The sequence below is a fragment of the Oerskovia turbata genome (assembly GCF_000718325.1).
Classification (GTDB): domain Bacteria; phylum Actinomycetota; class Actinomycetes; order Actinomycetales; family Cellulomonadaceae; genus Oerskovia; species Oerskovia turbata.
The window spans coordinates 1-18,134 of sequence record NZ_JOFV01000006.1 but is presented as its reverse complement, the minus strand read 5'-3'; the positions used below and the strand labels follow the sequence as shown (position 1 = coordinate 18,134).

Here is an 18,134-nt window from a genome sequence, read left to right as displayed (position 1 = left end):
AGCAAAATTACTCAGCAGGCTGAGGATGAAGGGGTGTGCCATGCCCGGAACGCCTGGGATGCCGGGAGGCCGAGCATCCGAGACCATGAAGGGGGAGGTCCACGTGTCGCAGATGCTGTACGACCGCACAGCCGCCCGCGCGAGCCGCGCGGTCCTGACCGGGTACTCGACGTCCTTCGGCCTCGGGTCCCGGCTCCTGGGGAGTGTCGCGCGGCGCGACATCGACGCGGTCTACGGCCTGGTCCGGGTGGCCGACGAGGTCGTCGACACCCGCCGGGGCGAGGGCGCCGACGCGCTCCTGACGGGCCTCGAGGAGGAGACCGCCCGCGCGCTCGCGAGCGGCTACTCGACCAACCTCGTCGTCCACTCGTTCGCGCGCACGGCCCGGCGCACGGGCATCGGCCACGCGGAGATCGACCCGTTCTTCGCCTCGATGCGCATGGACCTCACGGTCCAGGTGCACGACAAGGCCAGCTACGAGCAGTACGTCCACGGCTCGGCCGAGGTCGTGGGACTCATGTGCCTCGCGGTGTTCCTCAACGCAGACCGCCGCCCCGGGGAGCCTGTCGTCCGCGCCGACGCGGCCGTGCAGCGTGGTGCGCAAGGGCTCGGCGCGGCGTTCCAGAAGATCAACTTCCTGCGCGACCTGCGCACGGACCACGAGGAGCTGGGGCGCAGCTACTTCCCCGGGATCACGCCTGCGGACCTCACGCAGGAGGACGTCGACGCGATCCTCGCCGAGATCGGCAGCGACCTCGACGCCGCGCGTGCCGCGCTCCCGTCGCTCCCGCGGCGGGCCCGGATGGCGGTCGCCGCGACGCTCGCGCTCTACGACTCCCTGCTCGGCCGACTCGCCTCGACGCCGCCCGCGGCCCTGCTTCGCGCACGCGTGCGCGTCCCGGACCCGGTCAAGCTCGTCGTCGCCGCCCGTGCCGTGGCGCGCGAGTCGCTGCGGCGCGACGTGCCTGCCGTGCCCCCGCGCTCTGCCCGGTTCGCCGATCCCCGAGGAGCCCTGTGAACGACGCCCCGCCCGACATGCCGCACGTCGTGGTCGTGGGCGGTGGTGTCGGCGGACTCGCGACGGCCGCGCTCCTGGCCCGGGGCGGCGCGCGGGTCACGCTGCTCGAACGCCACGAGCGGGTCGGGGGGCGGGCCGGGACGTTCGACCTCGACGGGTTCCGCTTCGACACAGGACCGTCCTGGTACTTCATGCCCGAGGTCTTCGAGCACTGGTTCGCGCTCCTCGGCGAGCGCGTCGAGGACCACCTCGACCTCGTCCCGCTCGACCCGTCGTACCGTGTCTTCTTCGAGCGGCCACCGTCGTCCGAGCAGCACGACGGCGCCACGCACCTCGCCCCGGCCGGTACCGTCCTCGACGTCACTCGGGACCAGGAGACCAACTGGGCGCGCTTCGACGCGCTCTCCCCGGGCGACGGCGAACGGATGCGGGCCTACGCCGAGGAATCGGGCGAGGCCTACCGTCTCGCCCTGGACCACTTCCTCTACACGACGTTCGAGCGCCCCGACCGGGCGATCGGGCGTGACGTCCTGCGACGGCTGCCGCGCCTCGCGGCCCTGCTGGGGCGCTCTCTCTCGGACCGCGTCGAACGCCGCGTGCGCGACCCGCGCCTGCGCCAGGTCCTCGGCTATCACGCGGTCTTCCTCGGCTCCTCGCCCTACAGGGTGCCCGCGCTGTACTCGCTCATGAGCCACCTCGACCTCGTCGAGGGCGTACGTTTTCCGCGCGGCGGGATGTACACCATCGTCGAGGCCATGGAGAAGCTGGCCCGCGCCGAGGGCGTGACGATCCGCACGGGGAGCGACGTCGTCGGGATCGAGATCGCACCTGCCGCGCCCGTGCCCGACGGCGGGGCCGCACCCCGCGCGCGGGCCGGCCGGTCCCGGCGACGCACGCGAGGCGTCGCCACCGGGGTGCGGCTGAGCACGGGCGAGGTCGTGCCCGCGGACGTCGTCGTGTCCGGTGCCGACCTGCACCACACGCAGACCGCACTCCTGCCCCCGGCCTACGCCGACCTCCCCGCGCCCGCGTGGGACGACCGCGGGCCCGGCATCTCGGCACTGCTGATCCTCGCGGGCGTGCGGGGCGAGCTGCCCGAGCTCGCCCACCACTCGCTCTTCTTCACCGAGGACTGGCGGGGCAACTTCGCGGACGTCCTGGGGGACGCCGCCAACAGCCCCGTCGACTCGTTGCGGGTCCCGACCCCCGCATCGCTCTACGTCTCACGGACCTCGGCCACCGACGACGCGACCATCGACCACCCCGCGGCCCCGCCCGGCCACGAGAACCTGTTCGTCCTCGTCCCCTTCCCCGCCGACCCCGCGCTCGGCGGCTCCGTCGCGTCGCAGGCCGACCTCGAACGGCTCGCCGACGGCTACCTCGACCAGGTCGGCGCCTGGGCCGGGATCGACGACCTGCGCGAGCGCGTCGTGACGAGGCGGGTCCTCGGGCCCGCGCACTTCGCGACCGAGTTCTCGTCCTGGCGCGGGACGGCCCTGGGGATGGAGCACACGCTCGCGCAGAGCGCGATGTTCCGCCCCCCGGGCGCGTCGCGCAAGGTCGCCAACCTCTACTACACGGGCGCGGGCACGGCCCCCGGCGTCGGTCTGCCGATGTGCCTCATCAGCGCCGAGCTCGTCGCCAAGCGACTCCTCGGAGAGACCTCGTCCCGGCCGCTCCCGACGCCGCTGCGCCCGGGCTTCCTCGCCGCGAGCCGTCGCCCCGAGCGCCTGCGAGGTGGCGTCTCGTGATCGGGTTCGCGTACCTCGCGGCGCTCCTCGTCTCGCTCGGCGGGCTCGCCGTGCTCGACCGCCGGTTCCGCCTCGCGTTCTGGGCAGACCCCGCCCGGACCGCGATCACGCTCGTGGTCGGCGTGCTGTTCTTCCTCGCGTGGGACGTCGCCGGGCTCGCGCTGAAGATCTTCGCGCGCGGCGACTCGCCGCACATGACCGGGCTCCAGCTCGCCCCTGAGCTGCCCGTCGAGGAGGCCGTGTTCCTCACGCTGCTCTGCTACAACACCCTGCTCGTCTGGCGGTTCCTCGACCTGCGCGTGCGCGCGAGGAGGCCGGGACGGGCGGCCGACGACCCCAGAGACCTGCCCGCCAGGGCCTCGGACCGTCCGACGACGGGAACCGGCGCATGACCAACATCGTCCTGAACCTCGTGGTCCTGGCGCTCGTCGCCGCCGTCACCGGATGGACGCTCCGGCGCCACCGGGCCGGCCCGCTCCTGTGGACGGCCGCGGTCATGGTGGTCCTGACGCTCGTGTTCGACACGATCATGATCGCGGTCGGGCTCTACACGTACGCCCCGGACAAGATCCTCGGGATCTACCTCGCCGGGGCGCCGCTCGAGGACTTCGCCTACCCGCTGGCCGCGGTGCTGCTGCTGCCCGCAGTCTGGACCTGGGTCGGGGACGGTCGGCGACGACGGCACGCGGGAGGGCAGTCATGACGGGGCTCGCGGTCGAGCCGGGGGCTGCACCGGGGCCACTCGTCGCGCTCCGGGAGATCGTCGCGGCCTCGCGGCCCTTCTCCTGGATCAACACCGCCTACCCCTTCGCGGCCGGCTACCTCGTCGCGACCGGTGGCCGCATCGACGCCGCGCTCGTCGTCGGGACGCTCTACTTCCTGATCCCCTACAACCTGCTCATGTACGGGATCAACGACGTGTTCGACTACGAGTCCGACCTGCGGAACCCGCGCAAGGGCGGGATCGAGGGCGCGCTCGCGGACCCTGCCACGGCGCGCGTGACCCACAGGCGCATCCTGTGGGCGTGTGCCGTGACGAACGTCCCGTTCCTCGCGTGGCTGCTGGTCCAGGGCGACGTGGCCGCGAACCTGACGCTCGCCGTCGTGGTCTTCCTCGTCGTCGCCTACTCGGCGCCCGTGCTGCGCTTCAAGGAGCGGCCGTTCCTCGACTCGTTCACGTCCGCCATGCACTTCGTCGGGCCGTTGCTGTACGCACTCGTGCTCGTCGGGACCGACCTCGGCGCCCCCAGCGTGTGGCCCGTGCTGGTCGCGTTCGTGCTGTGGGGAGCCGCGTCGCACGCGTTCGGCGCGGTCCAGGACGTGCGGGCCGACCGGGAGGGCGGCATCGGCTCGGTCGCGACCGTGATCGGGGCGCACCGGACCGTCGTGGTCGCGGCCTGCGCCTACCTCGTCGCCGCGGTGCTGCTCGCGCTGCTCCCCTGGCCGGGATGGCTGGCGGCACTGCTCCCGCTCCCGTACCTCGCCAACGTCGCCGCGTCCTGGTCTGTGCAGGACGAGGACTGCGAACGGGCGAACGCGGGCTGGCGTCGCTTCCTCTGGCTCAACCTGGTGACAGGGTTCCTCGTGACGATGCTGCTCATCGCCGCCACCTGGGGCTGAACGGTCCCGGGCACGACGACGGCCGCCGACCCGCGCGGGTCGGCGGCCGTCGTGGCGCCTCGGACGTCCCTGGCAGTCAGGTCAGTACGTGGTGCCGAACTCCCAGTGCCAGGCCTCGGGGTTCGCCCCGCCCGGGCGCGCCCAGGTCGGGTTGTCCCAGCCGTACGCCGGAGCGTTCTCCCGCATCCAGCTGTACTGGGCGGTGCCGAACTGGTTGATGCCGCCGCCCAGGTCGAGCGCCTGGCCCATGCCGTGGTTCGAGGTACCGGGGGGAGCCGCGAGGCTGCCCTTCGACGCCTTGACGGAGACCTGTGAGGCGTACGAGCGGTAGGACGAGGTCACCGAGATGTCCGTCCCGAACGCGGCACGGTAGGCCGTGTTGAGCTGCTCGAGGTGGTAGACCCCGTCGCAGCGCACGAAGTGACCGGGCGCGAAGCTCGGCGAGCACAGGATCTCGGTCGGGATGTTGCCGTTCGAGTATCCCGCGGTGCTGTTCGCCCACGCCGCGAGCTGGGCGGCCATGGCCTCACGCTCTGCGGCCTGCTGGGCGGCGACCTCCTCGGCCGTCGGCGGTCCCGGCTCGACCGAGACCGTCACGGTCGTCGCGTCGAGGAGCGTGCGCAGGGCCTCGGTCGCCGCTCCGATCTCCTCGATCGTCGGGGCGACCTGTGCCTGGCCGGACGGGTCTTCCTCGACGGTCGCCGGGTCGGCGTCCGCCGCAGCGGGCTCGGCCGGCGCATCGGCAGCGTCGGCAGCGTCGGCCGGGTCGGCCGGGTCGGCCGGGTCGGCGGTCGCGGTCTCGGGCATCGTGGTGGCGGTGTCGGCGCTGAGGGACTCGCGCCCCTCGGTGCCGGCGCGGCTCGCGCGGAACGTGTCGCGACCGTCGAGGGCGGCATCCGCCCCGGAGGCCTCGAGCGTCGGTCCGGGGGCCAGCCCACCGGCGTCGAGCGACGGGTCGGCCACCGTGCCGGTGGGCACGTCGGTGGGCGAGGTCGTCGCACCGCGGCCGGTCTCGCCGCCGTTCTCCGACGTGCTCGTGGTCGCGGCGCTGAGGAGCTGGCGGAGCTGGTCACGGGTCGCGGTGATCTGGGCCAGCTGCTCGGGGGCCAGGGAGGACGTGCCCTCGCTCGCCAGGTACTCGGCGCGCACCAGCTCGGTGCTCGCCGCCTCGAGGGCAGCCTGCTCCTCAGGGGTCGAGGCGCTCGCCCCGGCGATGCTGGTGACCGTCGAGGCCGCCGTACCGGTGGTGCTCGCCGCGGCGACCTGGGCGGTGGTGGGGGTGGTGACGAGGCTGGCGGCGCCGGCGGTGGTGGTCACGGCGACCGCGGCTAGGGCTGCCGCGACCGCGAAGGGGGATCGTCGGCGCACGGAGCGTCCGGGGAGGGTCGCGGCGAAGCGGCGCTGGGAGTGCTTCCCCATCAGCGACCCCCTCTCGTGCCGGGTCCCGGCTGGTCGGCTGCGCCGAGGAGTGTGGTCGTGCGGTCGTCCGTGCCCGGGAGCGGGCGGCGCGCTGTGGGCGCGGCAGAACTGAGCAGTGCAGGTGTCACGGTGTTCCGATGTTCCGTTCGTCGGGCCGAGGCCGGGACCACGTGCGCACTGCGGCGGTCGAGCGGGAGCTCGACGCCGTACCGTGCCGTCGTGGTGACGGGAATCGTTCTTGGAGCCTCAGCGGCCTGAGTCGCGGCGCGTCCGGATGACGTGGGAGCCGCGTGCGCCGGCAGATGGGATGCGAGGGCGGTCCTCGGTGCCTGCCGACTCGTTCCATCTTCAACTACGTTTGTGAGTGCTCTGGCCCCGCAGAGCAAGGATCCGCTGGCGATGGTGTGCCGGGTCCGAGCCTATTCGGTGAAGAAGGTACGACCGACGCGTCTCGCGTCGCGAGTCAGCGCCGTACCCACGAGCATGCCCAACGCGATCGCGAAGACGGCGACGACGGCGTTGGCGATGTCCGACACCGAGCCCGCACTGCCCGCCACGAGCTCCGAGAGGCCCAGGAAGCTCAGGGCGCCCGGCACCAGGAGCCAGAAGGCCGGGAGCGTCGTGATGATCGCCGGCGGGCCGGTGCGGGTCCGTTCGACGAGGGTCGCGAGCGGCACGATCACGAGAGCACCGAAGAAGCCCGAGATCTCCGGGGCGACGTAGGACCCCACGAGCTGGGCCGCGTAGGCCGCGAACAGGACCACGAGCACCCAGGGCAGGCTCCGGCGCGGGGTCGAGGCGAAGAGCATCTGCCCGACGCCCACGAGCACGACCCCGACCCACGGGGCCCACCACCCCATCCGTTCGCCCCCGTGCCCGGCGATCAGGTCGCCCGCGACCGCCGCGCCGGCCACGACGCCGAACACGAGGAGCAGGAGCTGGGCGATCCCGTAGAGGAGACGGCTCGCGCCCGAGACGATCTGGTTGCTCGTGAGCTCGATCGCGGCCACGGTCAGGACGGACCCCGGCAGGAAGCTGATGAGCGGCGGGACCAGGACCTGCAGCGGGCTGTCGCCGAGCCAGGGCTGCACCACCTGGATCGCCAGGACCGTCACGAGGAAGGACGCGACGACGGGCAGGGCCGTGCTGAGCGTGGGCCAGCGCGCGGCGAGCCACCGCAGGAGCCCGACGCCGAGCCCCAGGACCACGAAGACGGGCAGCAGGTCCAGGGTCGGGTTGAGGATCAGGCCGAAGCCCAGCGTCAGGATCGCGTGCCCGACGACCGTGAGCACGGCGCCGAACCTGGGCGGGCGGCTCCGGATCACACGCAGCTCGGCCCGCGCGTCGGCGAGGTCGATCGTCTGGTTGCGCAGCTTGCGGATCACGGCGTAGAGCGCGCCGATCTGGTCCAGGTCGAGCCCGCTGCCCGCGGCGTCGGTGAAGTCCGTGACGACGCCGGACGCGGTCTGGACGCGGATGAAGACGCACGTCGGCAGGACGAGGGTCTGCACGGTGTGCGCCCCGTGCAGGTCGGCGACCTGCTTGAGCACGTCCTGCGCGTCGTTGACCGACTGCCCCGAGTCGAGCATCGCCCGGCCGAGCGTGCGCAGCAGCGGGACGAGGTCCGGGGAGATCTCCGGGACGTCGGGCTCGTCGTCGGGCGTCGCCTCATTGCCGAGCGCCTGGAGGACCCGGCGGAGGGTCGAGGGGGCGCGACGGATCCCGGACAGCACGGGGAACCGTGGCCGGCGCCTGGAACCGGGGGCCGTCTCGGACCTCTCAGCCGTCTGGGGGGTGTCGGCCGGGGAGGAACCGGTCCCCGTCGTGTCCGGCGGGATGTCGCGGAGGGCGGCCGCGGGGGCGCCGTCGGGAGTCGTCACCTGCTCGGGTGGTGCGTCCGTGGGCGGACCCGCGGCGTTCAGCTCGCCACCCCGCGTCCACCGGCAGGGTCGGTCCCGGCGTCGGAGGAGCCGGGTGACGCGTCCGCCGGTCCTGTCGACGCCGCGACCAGGTGCAGCAGGGCCTCGGCGTAGGCGTCGGCGGGGTCGTGGCCGCGGAAGGTGAGCGGGCGTCCGCCGAGCTCGATCTCGACGAGGTAGGCGGGGTGGTCGTCGTCCTCGACGAAGCGCTGGAGCCAGCGGAAGGTGCCGCCGAGCAGGGTACGGAGCTGGGGTTCGAGCGGGTGCCACAGCGCGTCCTCGAGCGCCACGGAGTCGAGCGCCCACTCGGTGGTCCCGTTGAAGCCGAGGATCACGCCGGTGTCGAACTCGTGCGGTTCGATCGTCATGTCGCTGACGGTGAAGAGGTCGCCCGTGGGACCCGTGCCGAGGAGCCGGAAGCGGTCGCCGGACTCGGGGTGCCAGCGCACTCCCGCCTCGCGCAGGGCGAGTGCCAGGTCCCAGGAGATCATCTCGCCAGTATGGTCGGGTCGGCCCGCCCGGGCGCGCCGAGGGTGACGCCCCGGTCCGCCGAGGGTGACCGCCGAGGCCGTCGGCGGTGACGCCCGGCACCGCCGACGGTGACGCTCCGCAGGCCCTTCACCCGCTCGCGCGAGACAGTAGGGGAAGGACTCCCGCAGCCCGCGGGGCCCGAGCACGGGGAGGCCGGCATGACCGGGACGTTCGCGACCGTCGACGACTACATCGGTTCGTTCCCGCCCGAGACCCAGGCGGTCCTGCAGGAGATGCGCCGGACGATCCACCGGGTCGTGCCCGACGCCGGCGAGAAGATCAGCTACCAGATCCCGGCGGTGACGGTCGGTGGCCGGGTCGTCGTGTACTTCGCGGGGTGGAAGCACCACGTGAGCCTGTACCCCGTGCCCGACGGCGACGTGGACTTCGAGCGCCTCGTCGCCCCGTACCGGGCCTCGAAGGGGACGCTCAAGTTCATGCTGTCCGAGCCGATCCCGTACGGCGTGATCGAGACGGTCTCGCGGCACCTGCTCGACCAGCACGGGGCCTCGGCGTAGCGAGCCGTCGCTCCGGAGGACGCTGGGCGCGGCCCGGCGGGCGCCCACCTGTCGGGACGCGCCGTCCCACGACGGCCGGGTCGTCACACCCCGGAAACGTCGGCGTCGTGTACTCGCCCTCATGACCGTTCCTTCCACGGGCACGGCCGGGCGATCCCCGGACCGACCCGTCACCGTCTCCATCCACCGCCGCATCCACCCCGACCTGGTCCCGGACGCGACGCGCTGGGTCCAGACCGGCGTCAACATGGCCAACACGTACCCGGGGTTCCTCGGGTCGGGCTGGGTGCGCGCCGCGAAGGACTCGCACGACTGGCACATGCTCTACCGCTTCGCCGACGAGGCGACGCTCGACGCGTGGGACTCCTCGCCCGAGCGGGTCGCGTGGCTCCAGGAGGGGCAGGGGCTCGTGGAGGACCAGCGCGTCGAGCGCAGGACGGGCATCGAGGGGTGGTTCGACGTCCCTGCCCGCGTCGAGGAGCCGCAGCTCGGCGCCGAGCGTGCGCCGGCCCGGTGGAAGCAGTCGGTGAGCATCTGGCTCGGGTTCTTCCCCGTGAACCTGGCGTTCACGCTGCTCGTGTCATGGGCGGTCCCGAGCTTCGGCGAGCTGCCCGTCGTCCCGAGGGTCCTCGTGACGACGCTCGTCCTGACCCCGATCATGACCTACGCCGTCCTGCCGTGGGTGACCCGCCGTCTGGCACCGTGGCTCGCACGCTGAGGCACGCCTGCCCGGCCTGTGAGGACCGTCTCATTCCCGCCCTGTCCGGGCGCCGCCCAGCGCCCGGCCATAGCGTGGACGGATGGACGACGAGATCGAGAACGCGACAGATGTCGCACTGACCCTGGCCGCCGTCGCGGGAGCGCTGGTGGTCGCGTTCGTGCTGGGCACGATCCTCTCGGCGGTCGTGAACCGCCTCGGGCGGCGCAGCGAGCTCGCACGGGGCATCTCGAAGCGGCTGCGCCGCCCGGACCGTGCGGTGCTCATGGTCGTCGCGGTGTGGATCGCGGTGCGGGTCACGACCGACCCGTCGGTGAGCTGGCGCCCAGCGGTCGAGCACGCCCTCCTGATCGCGCTCATCGCGGCAGGTGCATGGTGGGTGGGAGCGCTCGCGTTCGTCCTGGAGGACAGTGCGCTCAAGCGCTTCCGGGTCGACGTGGTCGACAACCGGCACGCGCGGCGCATCCGCACGCAGATCATCGTGGTGCGGCGGCTGACCGTCGCGATCATCGTGGTCTGCGCGATCGCGGCGGTCCTGCTGACGTTCCCTGCGGCGCGCGCCGCGGGCGCGAGCATCCTCGCGTCAGCCGGTGTCATCTCGATCGTCGCGGGCCTCGCGGCCCAGACGTCCCTCGCGAACGTGTTCGCGGGCATGCAGATCGCGTTCACGGACGGCATCCGGGTCGACGACGTCGTGGTCCTCGAGGGCGAGTGGGGGCGGATCGAGGAGATCACCATGACGTACGTCGTGGTGCACCTGTGGGACGACCGGCGCCTCATCATGCCGTGCACGTACTTCACGACGACCCCCTTCCAGAACTGGACGCGACGGGCCGCGGACCTGCTCGGCACGGTCGAGCTCGACCTGGACTTCCGGGTGCCGTTCGGCGCCATGCGCGCCGAGCTCAAGCGGCTCCTCGCGCACACCGACCTCTGGGACCAGCGCGTCGGCATCCTGCAGGTGACCGACGCGATCAACGGCGTCGTCCGGGTGCGCGCGCTCGTGAGCGCGCGCGACGCCCCGACGCTGTTCGACCTGCGGTGCTTCGTGCGCGAGGGGCTCGTCGAGTGGCTCCAGCGGTCGAGCTCCGACTCGCTGCCACGCACGCGCTTCGAAGGCGTCGAGGAGGGGCGCATCAGCGAGGAGCCCGACGTCGCGCCCGGCCGCTCACAGGCCGACGGTGCGGCGGCACAGCCCGCGATCCCCGAACCCGAGGTCCAGCTCCCGCCCTCGATCCCCGTGGGGCCGGGCATCCCGGGCCAGCCGCCCCTGTCGACCCGTCAGGCGACGCGCCGCGTGTCGGTACGCGACCAGACGCGGGTGATCGGGACGGTCAGCGCCCCGCAGGACGTCGTCGAGACCCGGGTCATGTCACCGGTCGAGGCGGCGCTCGCGGGCGCGCCGGGCGCGGGCGACACGGGGGAGATCGGACCCGAGGACCTGCCTGGCGGCGCGTCCGAGTCGGCCTTCTTCAGCGGCACGGCCGAGGGGGTCGAGCGTGCGCAGGCCTTCGCCGGCCCGGGTCAGGAGGTCATCGACGAGCGTGAGGAGACGGCCGAGCGGAACCGGGTCGAGGACGAGCGCGATGCAGCGGCGTCGCAGGACGACGCCGACGAGCGGGAGCAGGACCAGGACGCGGTGCGCCGCACCGCCGACCGTGACCGCCCCGGCGACCGCGACCTGGGGCGCGGGGAGTCGCAGGGCGATGCCGGTCACGACGGCGACGCCTGACACCGAGGGTGACGCCCCCACCCGTCGACGGTGACGCCCTCACCTGCCGAGGGTGACGCCCTCACCCGTCGAGGGTGACGCCCTCACCCGTCGAGGGTGACGCACACGACCCGGGTCCACCGCGCCGCGCAGGGCGCCGCTGGTTAGGGTCTCGTCGTGAGCAGGTGGACCTGGCCCGCGTACGTGGGCGTGATCGGCGGAGTCGTCGTCTTCGTGATGTTCCTGCTGCCGATCGTGGTCTGGCAGTACCGCCGGTACGGGCGGCTGAGCTGGCTGCGCCTGCTGGGGTCGGCGGCGGTCGCGGTCTACGGTGTCGCGCTCGTGGCGTACACGCTGCTGCCGCTGCCCTCGGGAGACCTCGCGCAGTGGTGCGCGCAGCACGGGTTCTCGGGCCCGCAGCTGAACCCGTTCCAGTTCGTCGAGGACGTCCGCCGGGACACCGCCGGCATGAGCGCCGCGGCGCGCCTGCGCAGCCCTGCCGTGCTCCAGACGGTGTTCAACGTGGTGCTGTTCGTCCCGTGGGGCGTGCTGGTGCGGCGCTTCTTCGGGTGGCGCCTGCCGCTCACGGTGCTCTCCGCGTTCGCGGCGTCGCTGCTCATCGAGACGACGCAGGGCACGGGGATCTTCGGTCTCGTCCCGTGCTCGTACCGGCTGGCCGACGTCGACGACCTCCTGACGAACACCCTGGGCGGGTTGGTCGGCGCGCTGATCGCGCCGGTGGTCCTGCGGTGGATGCCGCGCTCGACCGACCTCGCGACGGAGCGGGGCGTGCCGCGCCCGGTCACGGTGTGGCGGCGGTGGCTGGGCATGGCGATCGACGCGTTCCTGGTGTCGGTGACGGGGATGGTGCTGGTCCTGTTCTACCGGGTGGTGCTCGTCGCGTCGGGGCAGGACGTCCCGGCCGAGGCGGGGGCGGTCGACGTCGTGCTCGGATCGTTCGTGCCGGTGGTCCTGGTCCTGTTCGTGCCGCCGTTCCTGGGGAGCGGGGCGTCGTGGGGGCAGCGGGCGTTGTGGCTCGAGCCTCGCTGGACGGCGGACGTCGCCGAGGGCCCGGTCGGTGCGGGTGGCCTCGGCCGCGGGACCACGGTGCGTCGGGTGGTGCGCGGCTTCGCGTCGGGCGGGCTCTGGGGGGTGTGCCTGGTGGTGGCGGAGGTCCCGGGTGGTGGTCTTCTGCCCGACGTCGCCGCGCCCCTCGGTGCGCTCGTCGCCTTCGTGGCGGTCGTCTCGGTCCTGCTCACGCGCGACCGGCGCGGGGTGTCGGGGGTCGTGTCGGGTGCCCGGATGGTCGACGCTCGGGGCTGACTGCTCGCGCCCGGGCCAGGACGAGCACGCCGAGAAGTGAGTAGTTACTCCCGGATCGCGCGATCCGGGGGCATCTGCTCACTTCTCGGCGCGGGCGGCCGGGCGGCCGCGCGGGCCGCGGGCCGGGCCGCGGGGCCGGGCCAGGATCAGCGTCCTGCGAGCCACCCCCGCAGCTGATCGGGCCGGTCGGTGATGATCGCGTCGACGCCTGCCACGAGGGCCAGCGTCCACTGCTCGGGCTCGTTCAGGGTCCACACCATGACCTCGAGCCCGGCGGCGTGCAGCTCGTCGACCAGGCCGGGCCGTTCGACGAGCAGGTGCCCTGCGGGGTTGCACGTCATGACGCCCAGCTCGGCGCACGTCGCGAGCAGGTCGTCGGGGAGCTCGCCGACCAGCAGCCCGCGGCGCAGGTCCGGGGCCACCTTCGCGAGGGCTGCGACCGTCGAGGGCCAGAAGCTCTGCCCGATCACGCGGCCCGTGAGCCCGGCGCGCTGGACGGGCTCGGTGACCTTGCGGACGTCGTCGGGCCCCCAGTCGCCCTTGATCTCCAGCAGCAGGTCGATGCCGGGGTGCGTCACGAGGAAGTCCACGAGCTCCGTGAACGTCGGGACCTGCTGCCCGGCGTAGGCGGGGGCGAACCACGAGCCCGCGTCGACGGTACGGACCTCTGCGAGGGTGTGCGCGTCGACGCGGCCGCGACCGTCCGTCGTCGCGTCGAGCGTGTCGTCGTGGATCACGACGACCTCGCCGTCCGCGGTGAGCTGCACGTCGAGCTCGATGCTGTCGGCTCCCGCGCGCCACGCGGCCTCGAACGCCGCGAGCGTGTTCTGCGGGGCGACGGACGAGTTCCCGCGGTGCGCGACGACCGCCACAGCGCCCGTCACAGGTACGGCTCCACGTTCTCCTGGTACGCCTTCTCGAGGCGCGGCGTGATCGACGCGAACGCGTCGGCGGCGGGCGTGCCCTTGAGCACGATCTGCTCGATCCCGTCGGTGAGGATCTGGTCGCCGCCCGGCACGAAGACCCGGACCCAGTCCTGCGAGCGCGACTTCTCGGCGAGCTGGTCGACGGCCGTGCGGAACTGCGGGGTGGCCGCGTAGATGCTGCTCATGGTCTCTCCCTCGACCGCGGACGTGCGCACCGGCATGTACCCGGTGTTCTGGGAGAAGTATGCGGTGTTGTCCGCGTCGGTGAGGAAGGCGAGGAACATCGCGGCGGCGAGCTGCTGCTCGGGCGTGCGCGAGGCCGGGATGGCCAGGCCCGTGCCGCCCGTGGGGGTCCCCGAGCCGTTCGGGCCGTCGGGCAGGTAGGCCGTGCCGACCTCGAACGTGGCCGCGTCGAGCAGTCCGGTGAGGCTGCCCGTGGACCCGATGGTCGAGGCGAAGATGCCCGCCGCGAAATCCGCTCCGGCGTCGGTCCCGACGCCCGCGACCTTGGAGCCGTGGAACAGGTCGTGCAGGAAGTCGCCTGCGGCGAGCGCCTGCGGGCTGTCGAGCGTGACCGTGAACTCGTCGCTGTACGTGCCGCCGTGGCCCCACAGCATGTTCTCGAACCACCAGGCTGCCCACGACGTGCCGGTCGCGAGGCCCAGAGGCGCGCCGTCGGCCGGGACCTGGGCGCGCAGGGCGGGCGCCCACTCGGCGAGCTCGGCCCACGTCGCGGGTCCGCGGTCGGGCAGGCCGGCCTTCGCCCAGAGGTCCTTGTTGTAGTAGAAGAGCGGCGTCGAGCGCGCGTACGGCACGGCCCAGTGCTTGGCGTCGTACGCGTAGTCGCCGTAGAGGGTCGGGTTGTAGTCGTCGACGTCGACGTCGAGGTGCGCGAACACGTCGTCGAGCGGCATGACCTGGCCGTTGACGTAGTAGCGGAACCACCACACGTCGCTCGCGATGACGAGGTCGGGCAGGTTGTTCGACGACGACGCGGCCTGGAAGCGCTGCGCGACCTCGTCGTACCCGGCGCCTGCGGTCACGAGCTTGACCGCGATGTCGGGGTGCTTGGCGTTGAAGCGGCGGATCAGCTCTTCCTCGATGGCCTTGGAGGCGCCGGGGTGGTTGCTCCACCACGTGATCTGCGAGGCGGGCTTGATCGTCGACCAGTCGGTGCCCGCGGAGGCGGACGGGGCGGACGTGCCGCCGCCGACGGTCGGTCCCGCGCACGCGGCGAGGGTGAGGGCGAGGGCGCCGAGGCCGCCGAGGCGCAGCACGTCGCGTCGCGACGGGGTCCACTGGGCGGGCAGGGGCTGGTTCACGTGATGCTCCTTGGGGTGGGGAACAGCGACCCGGCAGGTGCCGGGGGGACAGGGGAGGACCGGCAGGTCAGCCGGTCACGGCTCCGGCAGTGAGCCCGGCGACGAGCCGGCGCTGGAGGAACAGGAAGACGATCAGGATCGGGAGGGTCACGAGCACGGTCGCGGCCATGAGGACGCCCCAGTTGTTCATGCCGTCGACGCTCTGCAGGAGAGTGAGGCCCACGGGGAGCGTCATCTTCTCGGCGTCGTCGGTCACGAGGAACGGCCACAGGTAGTCGTTCCACTCGGCGACCACGGACACGAGCGCGACGGCCGCGATCGTGGGGTAGGAGAGCGGCACGACGAACCTCCACAGCTTGCGCCAGTGGCCTGCCCCGTCGAGCTCGGCGGCCTCGAGGATCGAGATCGGCAGCGACAGGAAGTGCTGACGGAACAGGAAGGTCCCGAACGCGCTCGCCAGGCCCGGCACGAGGATGCCCTGGTAGGTGTTGAGCCACCCGAGCTGGGCGACGAGCGTGTAGTTGGGGATGATCGTGATCTGCTGCGGGATGAGCAGCGTGAACAGGACCAGGACGAACACCGCGCGCTTGAACGGGAAGTCGAGGAAGACGAGCGCGTAGGCGCAGCACAGGCCGAGCAGCAGCTTGAGCGTCGAGCCGACGACGGTCAGGCCCACGCTGTTGAGGAACAGCTGCCCGACGGGGATGCTCTGCGTCGTCTGGACGTAGTTCGCGAGGTCGAGGTTCTGCGGGAGCCACTGGAGCGGGATCGAGTACAGCTCGTCGGGGCGCTTGAAGCTCGCGAGCACCATCCACACGAGCGGCAGCGCCATGACGACGGTCGCGACCAGCAGGGTCGCGTACGAGCCCAGGTGCAGGGGCCGACGACGGCGCGTGCGCTCCGGCGTCCGGGCGCCGCTCGGGCGGTGGCCGGCACCACCCGAGGCCGGTGGTGCGTCCACGGGCGACCCGGGGTGCTGAGCGCGGGACGCGCCCGAGGTCGCGGTCGGGTGCTGGGTGGGTGCGGGGGCCGGGGACTCTCGCACAGGGTTCTGGACGCTCATGCGTAGTGCACCTTCTTCTCGACGAAGCGCAGCTGGACGACCGTGACGACCAGCAGCAGGAGGAAGAGGATCGTCGCGACGGCCGAGGCGTAGCCGGCGCGGCCGGTCACGAAGCCCTCCTCGTAGATCTGGTACATGAGGGTCGTGGTCGAGCCGAGCGGCCCGCCCTTCGTCATGGCCTGGATGATGTCGAAGGACTGCAGCGAGCTCAGCAGCGTCGTGACCGTGAGGAAGAAGGTCGTGGGCGCGAGCAGCGGCAGGACGATCGAACGGAACGTGCGGGCCGAGGACGCGCCGTCGAGCGCGGCGGCCTGCTTGAGCTCCTGCGGGACGGCCTGGAGACCGGCGAGGAAGATCAGGGCGACGTACCCGACGTTTTTCCACAGGTAGACGACGATGATCATGACGAGCGCCCACGGCGAGGTCGTGTACCAGTCGGGGGACTCGAGCCCGATCGCGCGCAGGCCGGCTGAGAGCAGGCCGTAGCGCGGGTCGAAGATGAACAGCCACAGCATGCCGACCGCGACGCCCGACAGGACGTAGGGTGCGAACGCGACGGTCCGCGCGAACCCGCGGCCCTTGAGGCGTCGGTTCAGCAGAAGGGCCAGTCCCAGGCCCAGGACCAGCGAGCCGCCCACGGTCGCGACCGTGAAGACGCCCGTCGTGACCATGACGTCGGCCGTCGTCGGGTCCTGGAACCACTCGACGTAGTTGCCGAGACCGACCGAGCGGGCCGTGGGGGAGCCCATGTTCCACTGCAGGGTCGAGTAGTAGAAGCTCTGCAGCAGCGGGCGGTAGACGAACACGAGCAGCAGGACCACGTTGGGTCCCGCGAGCAGCAGGAACGCGAGCCAGGTGCGCAGGGCCCGCGGGGTCGGCCGCGTGAAGCGGGACCGGGCCGTCGGGGCCCGTCCGGGGATCGTCCGACGGCGTGCGGGTGGCGCGGGGCGCACGGGGGCTGACACGGAGGTCATGGGGTGGGGCTCCAGTCACGAGCGGGTGGACGCCGTCACCCTAGGAGGGCGAAGTGACCGGAAAGCGGCCTCCGCGGCCTTGTTCCACGAACGTTCCCGAGGCGTTCATCGACGCCTCGTCGGGTGGTCATCGGGGATGCCGTGCGGTCACCTGGGAGCCGCTCGGGGGCTGTCGCACGTCGTGGCACGTCGGCGACGGCCTAGCATGGGCGGTCCGGCTCCTGCCGGGCCCGACGACGAGGTGAGCGATGACGCACGAACAACAGGACCTGCGGGACATCAACGTGGGGCGAGGCACCGGCTTCACGGTGGCCCTGTTCGTCCGCGACCGGCTGGCGCTGCCCGTGGCCGACGACGTCCCGGCGCTCGTCCCCCGCATCGCGGTCGAGCCCCTGCCGGGCGACGAGGCCGTGGCGCTCGCGGACGGGTGGCGCGAGTGGTGGGACCGGTTGGCCGAGGTGCCCGCCGGGCGCGACGTCAGGCCCGCGTCGGAGCGGCTGGCGACGGTGGTCGACGCCCTCGCGGACGAGGCGCGGGCGTGGGACGAGCAGATGGTGCGACCGAACTTCTTCTTCTCGGAGGCCGATCTCCCCGACGGCTACGTCCCTGAGCCGATCGGCGACCCGGACGTCGCGGTGGTCTACGACGTCGAGCTCGTTCCCGTGGGCGGCGCGTGGCACAGGGACCTCGGTCCGCACCGGCTGCTCGTCAGCGTCCAGACATGGGAGGACCCGGCGGTGATGGACGCGCTCCTGAGGCCGCGGATCGAGCGGTTGCAGAGCCGGGCCGGCGCTGCACCTCGGACGGCCCCTCAGGTGTGGCACCTGACGGTCGACGGTCAGGCCTTCACGGTCGTCGACAGGCCCCACGACCCGGGGGTGTACGACTTCTCCTGGACGAACGGCCCGGTCGAGGGCTACGGGTTCACGATCGGGACGTCGACCCGGGAGCCCTTGGGCGAGGACGTGATGCGCCGGGAGATCCGGGGATTCGTCGAGGGCTACGAGCCCTGATGGTCCAGGTCCTCCTCGCCGCCTCCACCGTGCATCTTGACCTCAACCCTGGTTGAGGACGTACCGTCGAAGCGTGCGGCTGCCGACCCCGGCGTGGACCGCACCTCCCCTCCTCGACCGGAAGGCGTTCTTTCTTGTGAGCAGCTCTCGTCCTTTGCGTGTAGCCATTGTTGGTGCTGGTCCTGCGGGGATCTATGCGGCGGACATTCTGTCGAAGTCGGGTGTCGAGGTGGGTATCGACTTGTTCGAGCGTCTTCCTGCGCCGTTTGGTTTGGTGCGGTACGGGGTGGCTCCGGATCATCCGCGGA

Annotated in this window: 18 protein-coding genes; 11 read left to right on the top strand and 7 right to left on the bottom strand. The window is 72.4% G+C overall.

Going from position 1 to position 18,134, the window contains the following annotated elements; genetic code table 11:
* Positions 1 to 85: 85 nt before the first annotated feature.
* Genes IE95_RS0107410 through IE95_RS0107390 form a run of 5 tightly spaced genes read left to right on the top strand, consistent with a single transcriptional unit; the run spans position 86 to position 4,389 of the window.
* The gene (locus tag IE95_RS0107410; RefSeq protein WP_084689943.1) at positions 86 to 1,018 is read left to right on the top strand and encodes a phytoene/squalene synthase family protein; all 933 of its coding nucleotides are present in this window, start codon (positions 86 to 88) and stop codon (positions 1,016 to 1,018) included.
* 17 nt (positions 1,019 to 1,035) lie between these two features.
* Entirely contained in the window at positions 1,036 to 2,769 is a 1,734-nt protein-coding gene (gene crtI, locus IE95_RS0107405) for a phytoene desaturase family protein (RefSeq protein ID WP_030150992.1), read from the top strand.
* On the top strand, positions 2,766 to 3,161 hold the full coding sequence (locus IE95_RS0107400) for a lycopene cyclase domain-containing protein (protein ID WP_206053333.1): 396 nt from the start codon (positions 2,766 to 2,768) through the stop codon (positions 3,159 to 3,161). Before crtI ends, IE95_RS0107400 begins: the two co-directional genes overlap by 4 nt.
* A complete protein-coding gene (locus IE95_RS0107395; protein WP_030150990.1) occupies positions 3,158 to 3,472 on the top strand; it encodes a lycopene cyclase domain-containing protein in 315 nt (104 codons plus the stop codon). The genes IE95_RS0107400 and IE95_RS0107395 overlap by 4 nt, the downstream gene beginning before the upstream one ends.
* Positions 3,469 to 4,389 (top strand): prenyltransferase, encoded by a 921-nt coding sequence (locus IE95_RS0107390; protein WP_036571452.1) that lies wholly within the window; start codon positions 3,469 to 3,471, stop codon positions 4,387 to 4,389. Before IE95_RS0107395 ends, IE95_RS0107390 begins: the two co-directional genes overlap by 4 nt.
* Positions 4,390 to 4,470: 81 nt before the next feature.
* Here IE95_RS0107390 and IE95_RS19515 read toward each other — a convergent pair whose 3' ends face one another.
* From IE95_RS19515 to IE95_RS0107375, 3 genes are all read right to left on the bottom strand, one after another.
* The gene (locus IE95_RS19515) at positions 4,471 to 5,808 is read right to left on the bottom strand and encodes a M15 family metallopeptidase (RefSeq protein ID WP_051702867.1); all 1,338 of its coding nucleotides are present in this window, start codon (positions 5,806 to 5,808) and stop codon (positions 4,471 to 4,473) included.
* 419 nt (positions 5,809 to 6,227) lie between these two features.
* Positions 6,228 to 7,688 (bottom strand): threonine/serine exporter family protein, encoded by a 1,461-nt coding sequence (locus tag IE95_RS0107380; RefSeq protein ID WP_051702866.1) that lies wholly within the window; start codon positions 7,686 to 7,688, stop codon positions 6,228 to 6,230.
* A gap of 38 nt (positions 7,689 to 7,726) precedes the next feature.
* Complete coding sequence (locus IE95_RS0107375; protein WP_051702865.1) at positions 7,727 to 8,218, bottom strand: hypothetical protein; 492 nt, start codon at positions 8,216 to 8,218, stop codon at positions 7,727 to 7,729.
* 198 nt (positions 8,219 to 8,416) lie between these two features.
* On the opposite strand from IE95_RS0107375, the gene IE95_RS0107370 reads away from it, so the two are divergent.
* The 4 genes from IE95_RS0107370 (at position 8,417) to IE95_RS0107355 (ending at position 12,528) form a co-directional block, all read left to right on the top strand.
* A complete protein-coding gene (locus IE95_RS0107370) occupies positions 8,417 to 8,776 on the top strand; it encodes an iron chaperone (RefSeq protein WP_030150985.1) in 360 nt (119 codons plus the stop codon).
* Positions 8,777 to 8,897: 121 nt separating this feature from the next.
* On the top strand, positions 8,898 to 9,494 hold the full coding sequence (locus IE95_RS0107365; RefSeq protein ID WP_051702864.1) for an antibiotic biosynthesis monooxygenase: 597 nt from the start codon (positions 8,898 to 8,900) through the stop codon (positions 9,492 to 9,494).
* A gap of 82 nt (positions 9,495 to 9,576) precedes the next feature.
* Positions 9,577 to 11,226, top strand: coding sequence for a mechanosensitive ion channel family protein (locus IE95_RS21305; protein WP_051702863.1), 1,650 nt, complete (start codon positions 9,577 to 9,579; stop codon positions 11,224 to 11,226).
* 156 nt (positions 11,227 to 11,382) lie between these two features.
* Positions 11,383 to 12,528 carry a VanZ family protein gene (locus IE95_RS0107355; RefSeq protein WP_129429504.1) on the top strand — a complete coding sequence of 382 codons (1,146 nt, stop codon included), beginning with the start codon at positions 11,383 to 11,385 and terminating at the stop codon, positions 12,526 to 12,528.
* A 146-nt stretch (positions 12,529 to 12,674) separates the two neighbouring features.
* Here IE95_RS0107355 and IE95_RS0107350 read toward each other — a convergent pair whose 3' ends face one another.
* The 4 genes from IE95_RS0107350 to IE95_RS0107335 all read right to left on the bottom strand — a co-directional run bounded on the left by IE95_RS0107350 (position 12,675) and on the right by IE95_RS0107335 (position 16,813).
* Positions 12,675 to 13,412, bottom strand: coding sequence for a glycerophosphodiester phosphodiesterase (locus IE95_RS0107350; protein WP_030150981.1), 738 nt, complete (start codon positions 13,410 to 13,412; stop codon positions 12,675 to 12,677).
* On the bottom strand, positions 13,409 to 14,776 hold the full coding sequence (locus tag IE95_RS0107345; RefSeq protein WP_051702861.1) for an ABC transporter substrate-binding protein: 1,368 nt from the start codon (positions 14,774 to 14,776) through the stop codon (positions 13,409 to 13,411). The genes IE95_RS0107350 and IE95_RS0107345 overlap by 4 nt, the downstream gene beginning before the upstream one ends.
* A gap of 67 nt (positions 14,777 to 14,843) precedes the next feature.
* Positions 14,844 to 15,839, bottom strand: coding sequence for a carbohydrate ABC transporter permease (locus tag IE95_RS0107340; protein ID WP_084689942.1), 996 nt, complete (start codon positions 15,837 to 15,839; stop codon positions 14,844 to 14,846).
* Positions 15,836 to 16,813, bottom strand: coding sequence for a carbohydrate ABC transporter permease (locus IE95_RS0107335; RefSeq protein ID WP_030150978.1), 978 nt, complete (start codon positions 16,811 to 16,813; stop codon positions 15,836 to 15,838). The genes IE95_RS0107340 and IE95_RS0107335 overlap by 4 nt, the downstream gene beginning before the upstream one ends.
* 248 nt (positions 16,814 to 17,061) lie before the next feature.
* On the opposite strand from IE95_RS0107335, the gene IE95_RS18740 reads away from it, so the two are divergent.
* Both IE95_RS18740 and IE95_RS20365 read left to right on the top strand, forming a co-directional pair.
* Positions 17,062 to 17,826: a hypothetical protein gene (locus tag IE95_RS18740; RefSeq protein WP_036571449.1), complete on the top strand. Its 765-nt coding sequence runs from the start codon at positions 17,062 to 17,064 to the stop codon at positions 17,824 to 17,826.
* Positions 17,827 to 17,962: 136 nt separating this feature from the next.
* Positions 17,963 to 18,134, top strand: a 172-nt coding sequence (locus IE95_RS20365; protein WP_157283422.1) for an NAD(P)-binding protein, incomplete at its 3' end; no start/stop codon positions are given.

Bases quoted from the DNA above. Each gene is read 5' to 3' on its own strand.
- IE95_RS0107410 (WP_084689943.1), top strand. From the start codon at position 86: ATGAAGGGGGAGGTCCACGTGTCGCAGATGCTGTACGACCGCACAGCC.
- crtI (WP_030150992.1), top strand. From the start codon at position 1,036: ATGCCGCACGTCGTGGTCGTGGGCGGTGGTGTCGGCGGACTCGCGACG.
- IE95_RS0107395 (WP_030150990.1), top strand. From the start codon at position 3,158: ATGACCAACATCGTCCTGAACCTCGTGGTCCTGGCGCTCGTCGCCGCC.
- IE95_RS0107390 (WP_036571452.1), top strand. From the start codon at position 3,469: ATGACGGGGCTCGCGGTCGAGCCGGGGGCTGCACCGGGGCCACTCGTC.
- IE95_RS19515 (WP_051702867.1), bottom strand. From the start codon at position 5,808: ATGGGGAAGCACTCCCAGCGCCGCTTCGCCGCGACCCTCCCCGGACGC.
- IE95_RS0107375 (WP_051702865.1), bottom strand. From the start codon at position 8,218: ATGATCTCCTGGGACCTGGCACTCGCCCTGCGCGAGGCGGGAGTGCGC.
- IE95_RS0107370 (WP_030150985.1), top strand. From the start codon at position 8,417: ATGACCGGGACGTTCGCGACCGTCGACGACTACATCGGTTCGTTCCCG.
- IE95_RS0107365 (WP_051702864.1), top strand. From the start codon at position 8,898: ATGACCGTTCCTTCCACGGGCACGGCCGGGCGATCCCCGGACCGACCC.
- IE95_RS21305 (WP_051702863.1), top strand. From the start codon at position 9,577: ATGGACGACGAGATCGAGAACGCGACAGATGTCGCACTGACCCTGGCC.
- IE95_RS0107340 (WP_084689942.1), bottom strand. From the start codon at position 15,839: ATGAGCGTCCAGAACCCTGTGCGAGAGTCCCCGGCCCCCGCACCCACC.
- IE95_RS0107335 (WP_030150978.1), bottom strand. From the start codon at position 16,813: ATGACCTCCGTGTCAGCCCCCGTGCGCCCCGCGCCACCCGCACGCCGT.
- IE95_RS18740 (WP_036571449.1), top strand. From the start codon at position 17,062: ATGACGCACGAACAACAGGACCTGCGGGACATCAACGTGGGGCGAGGC.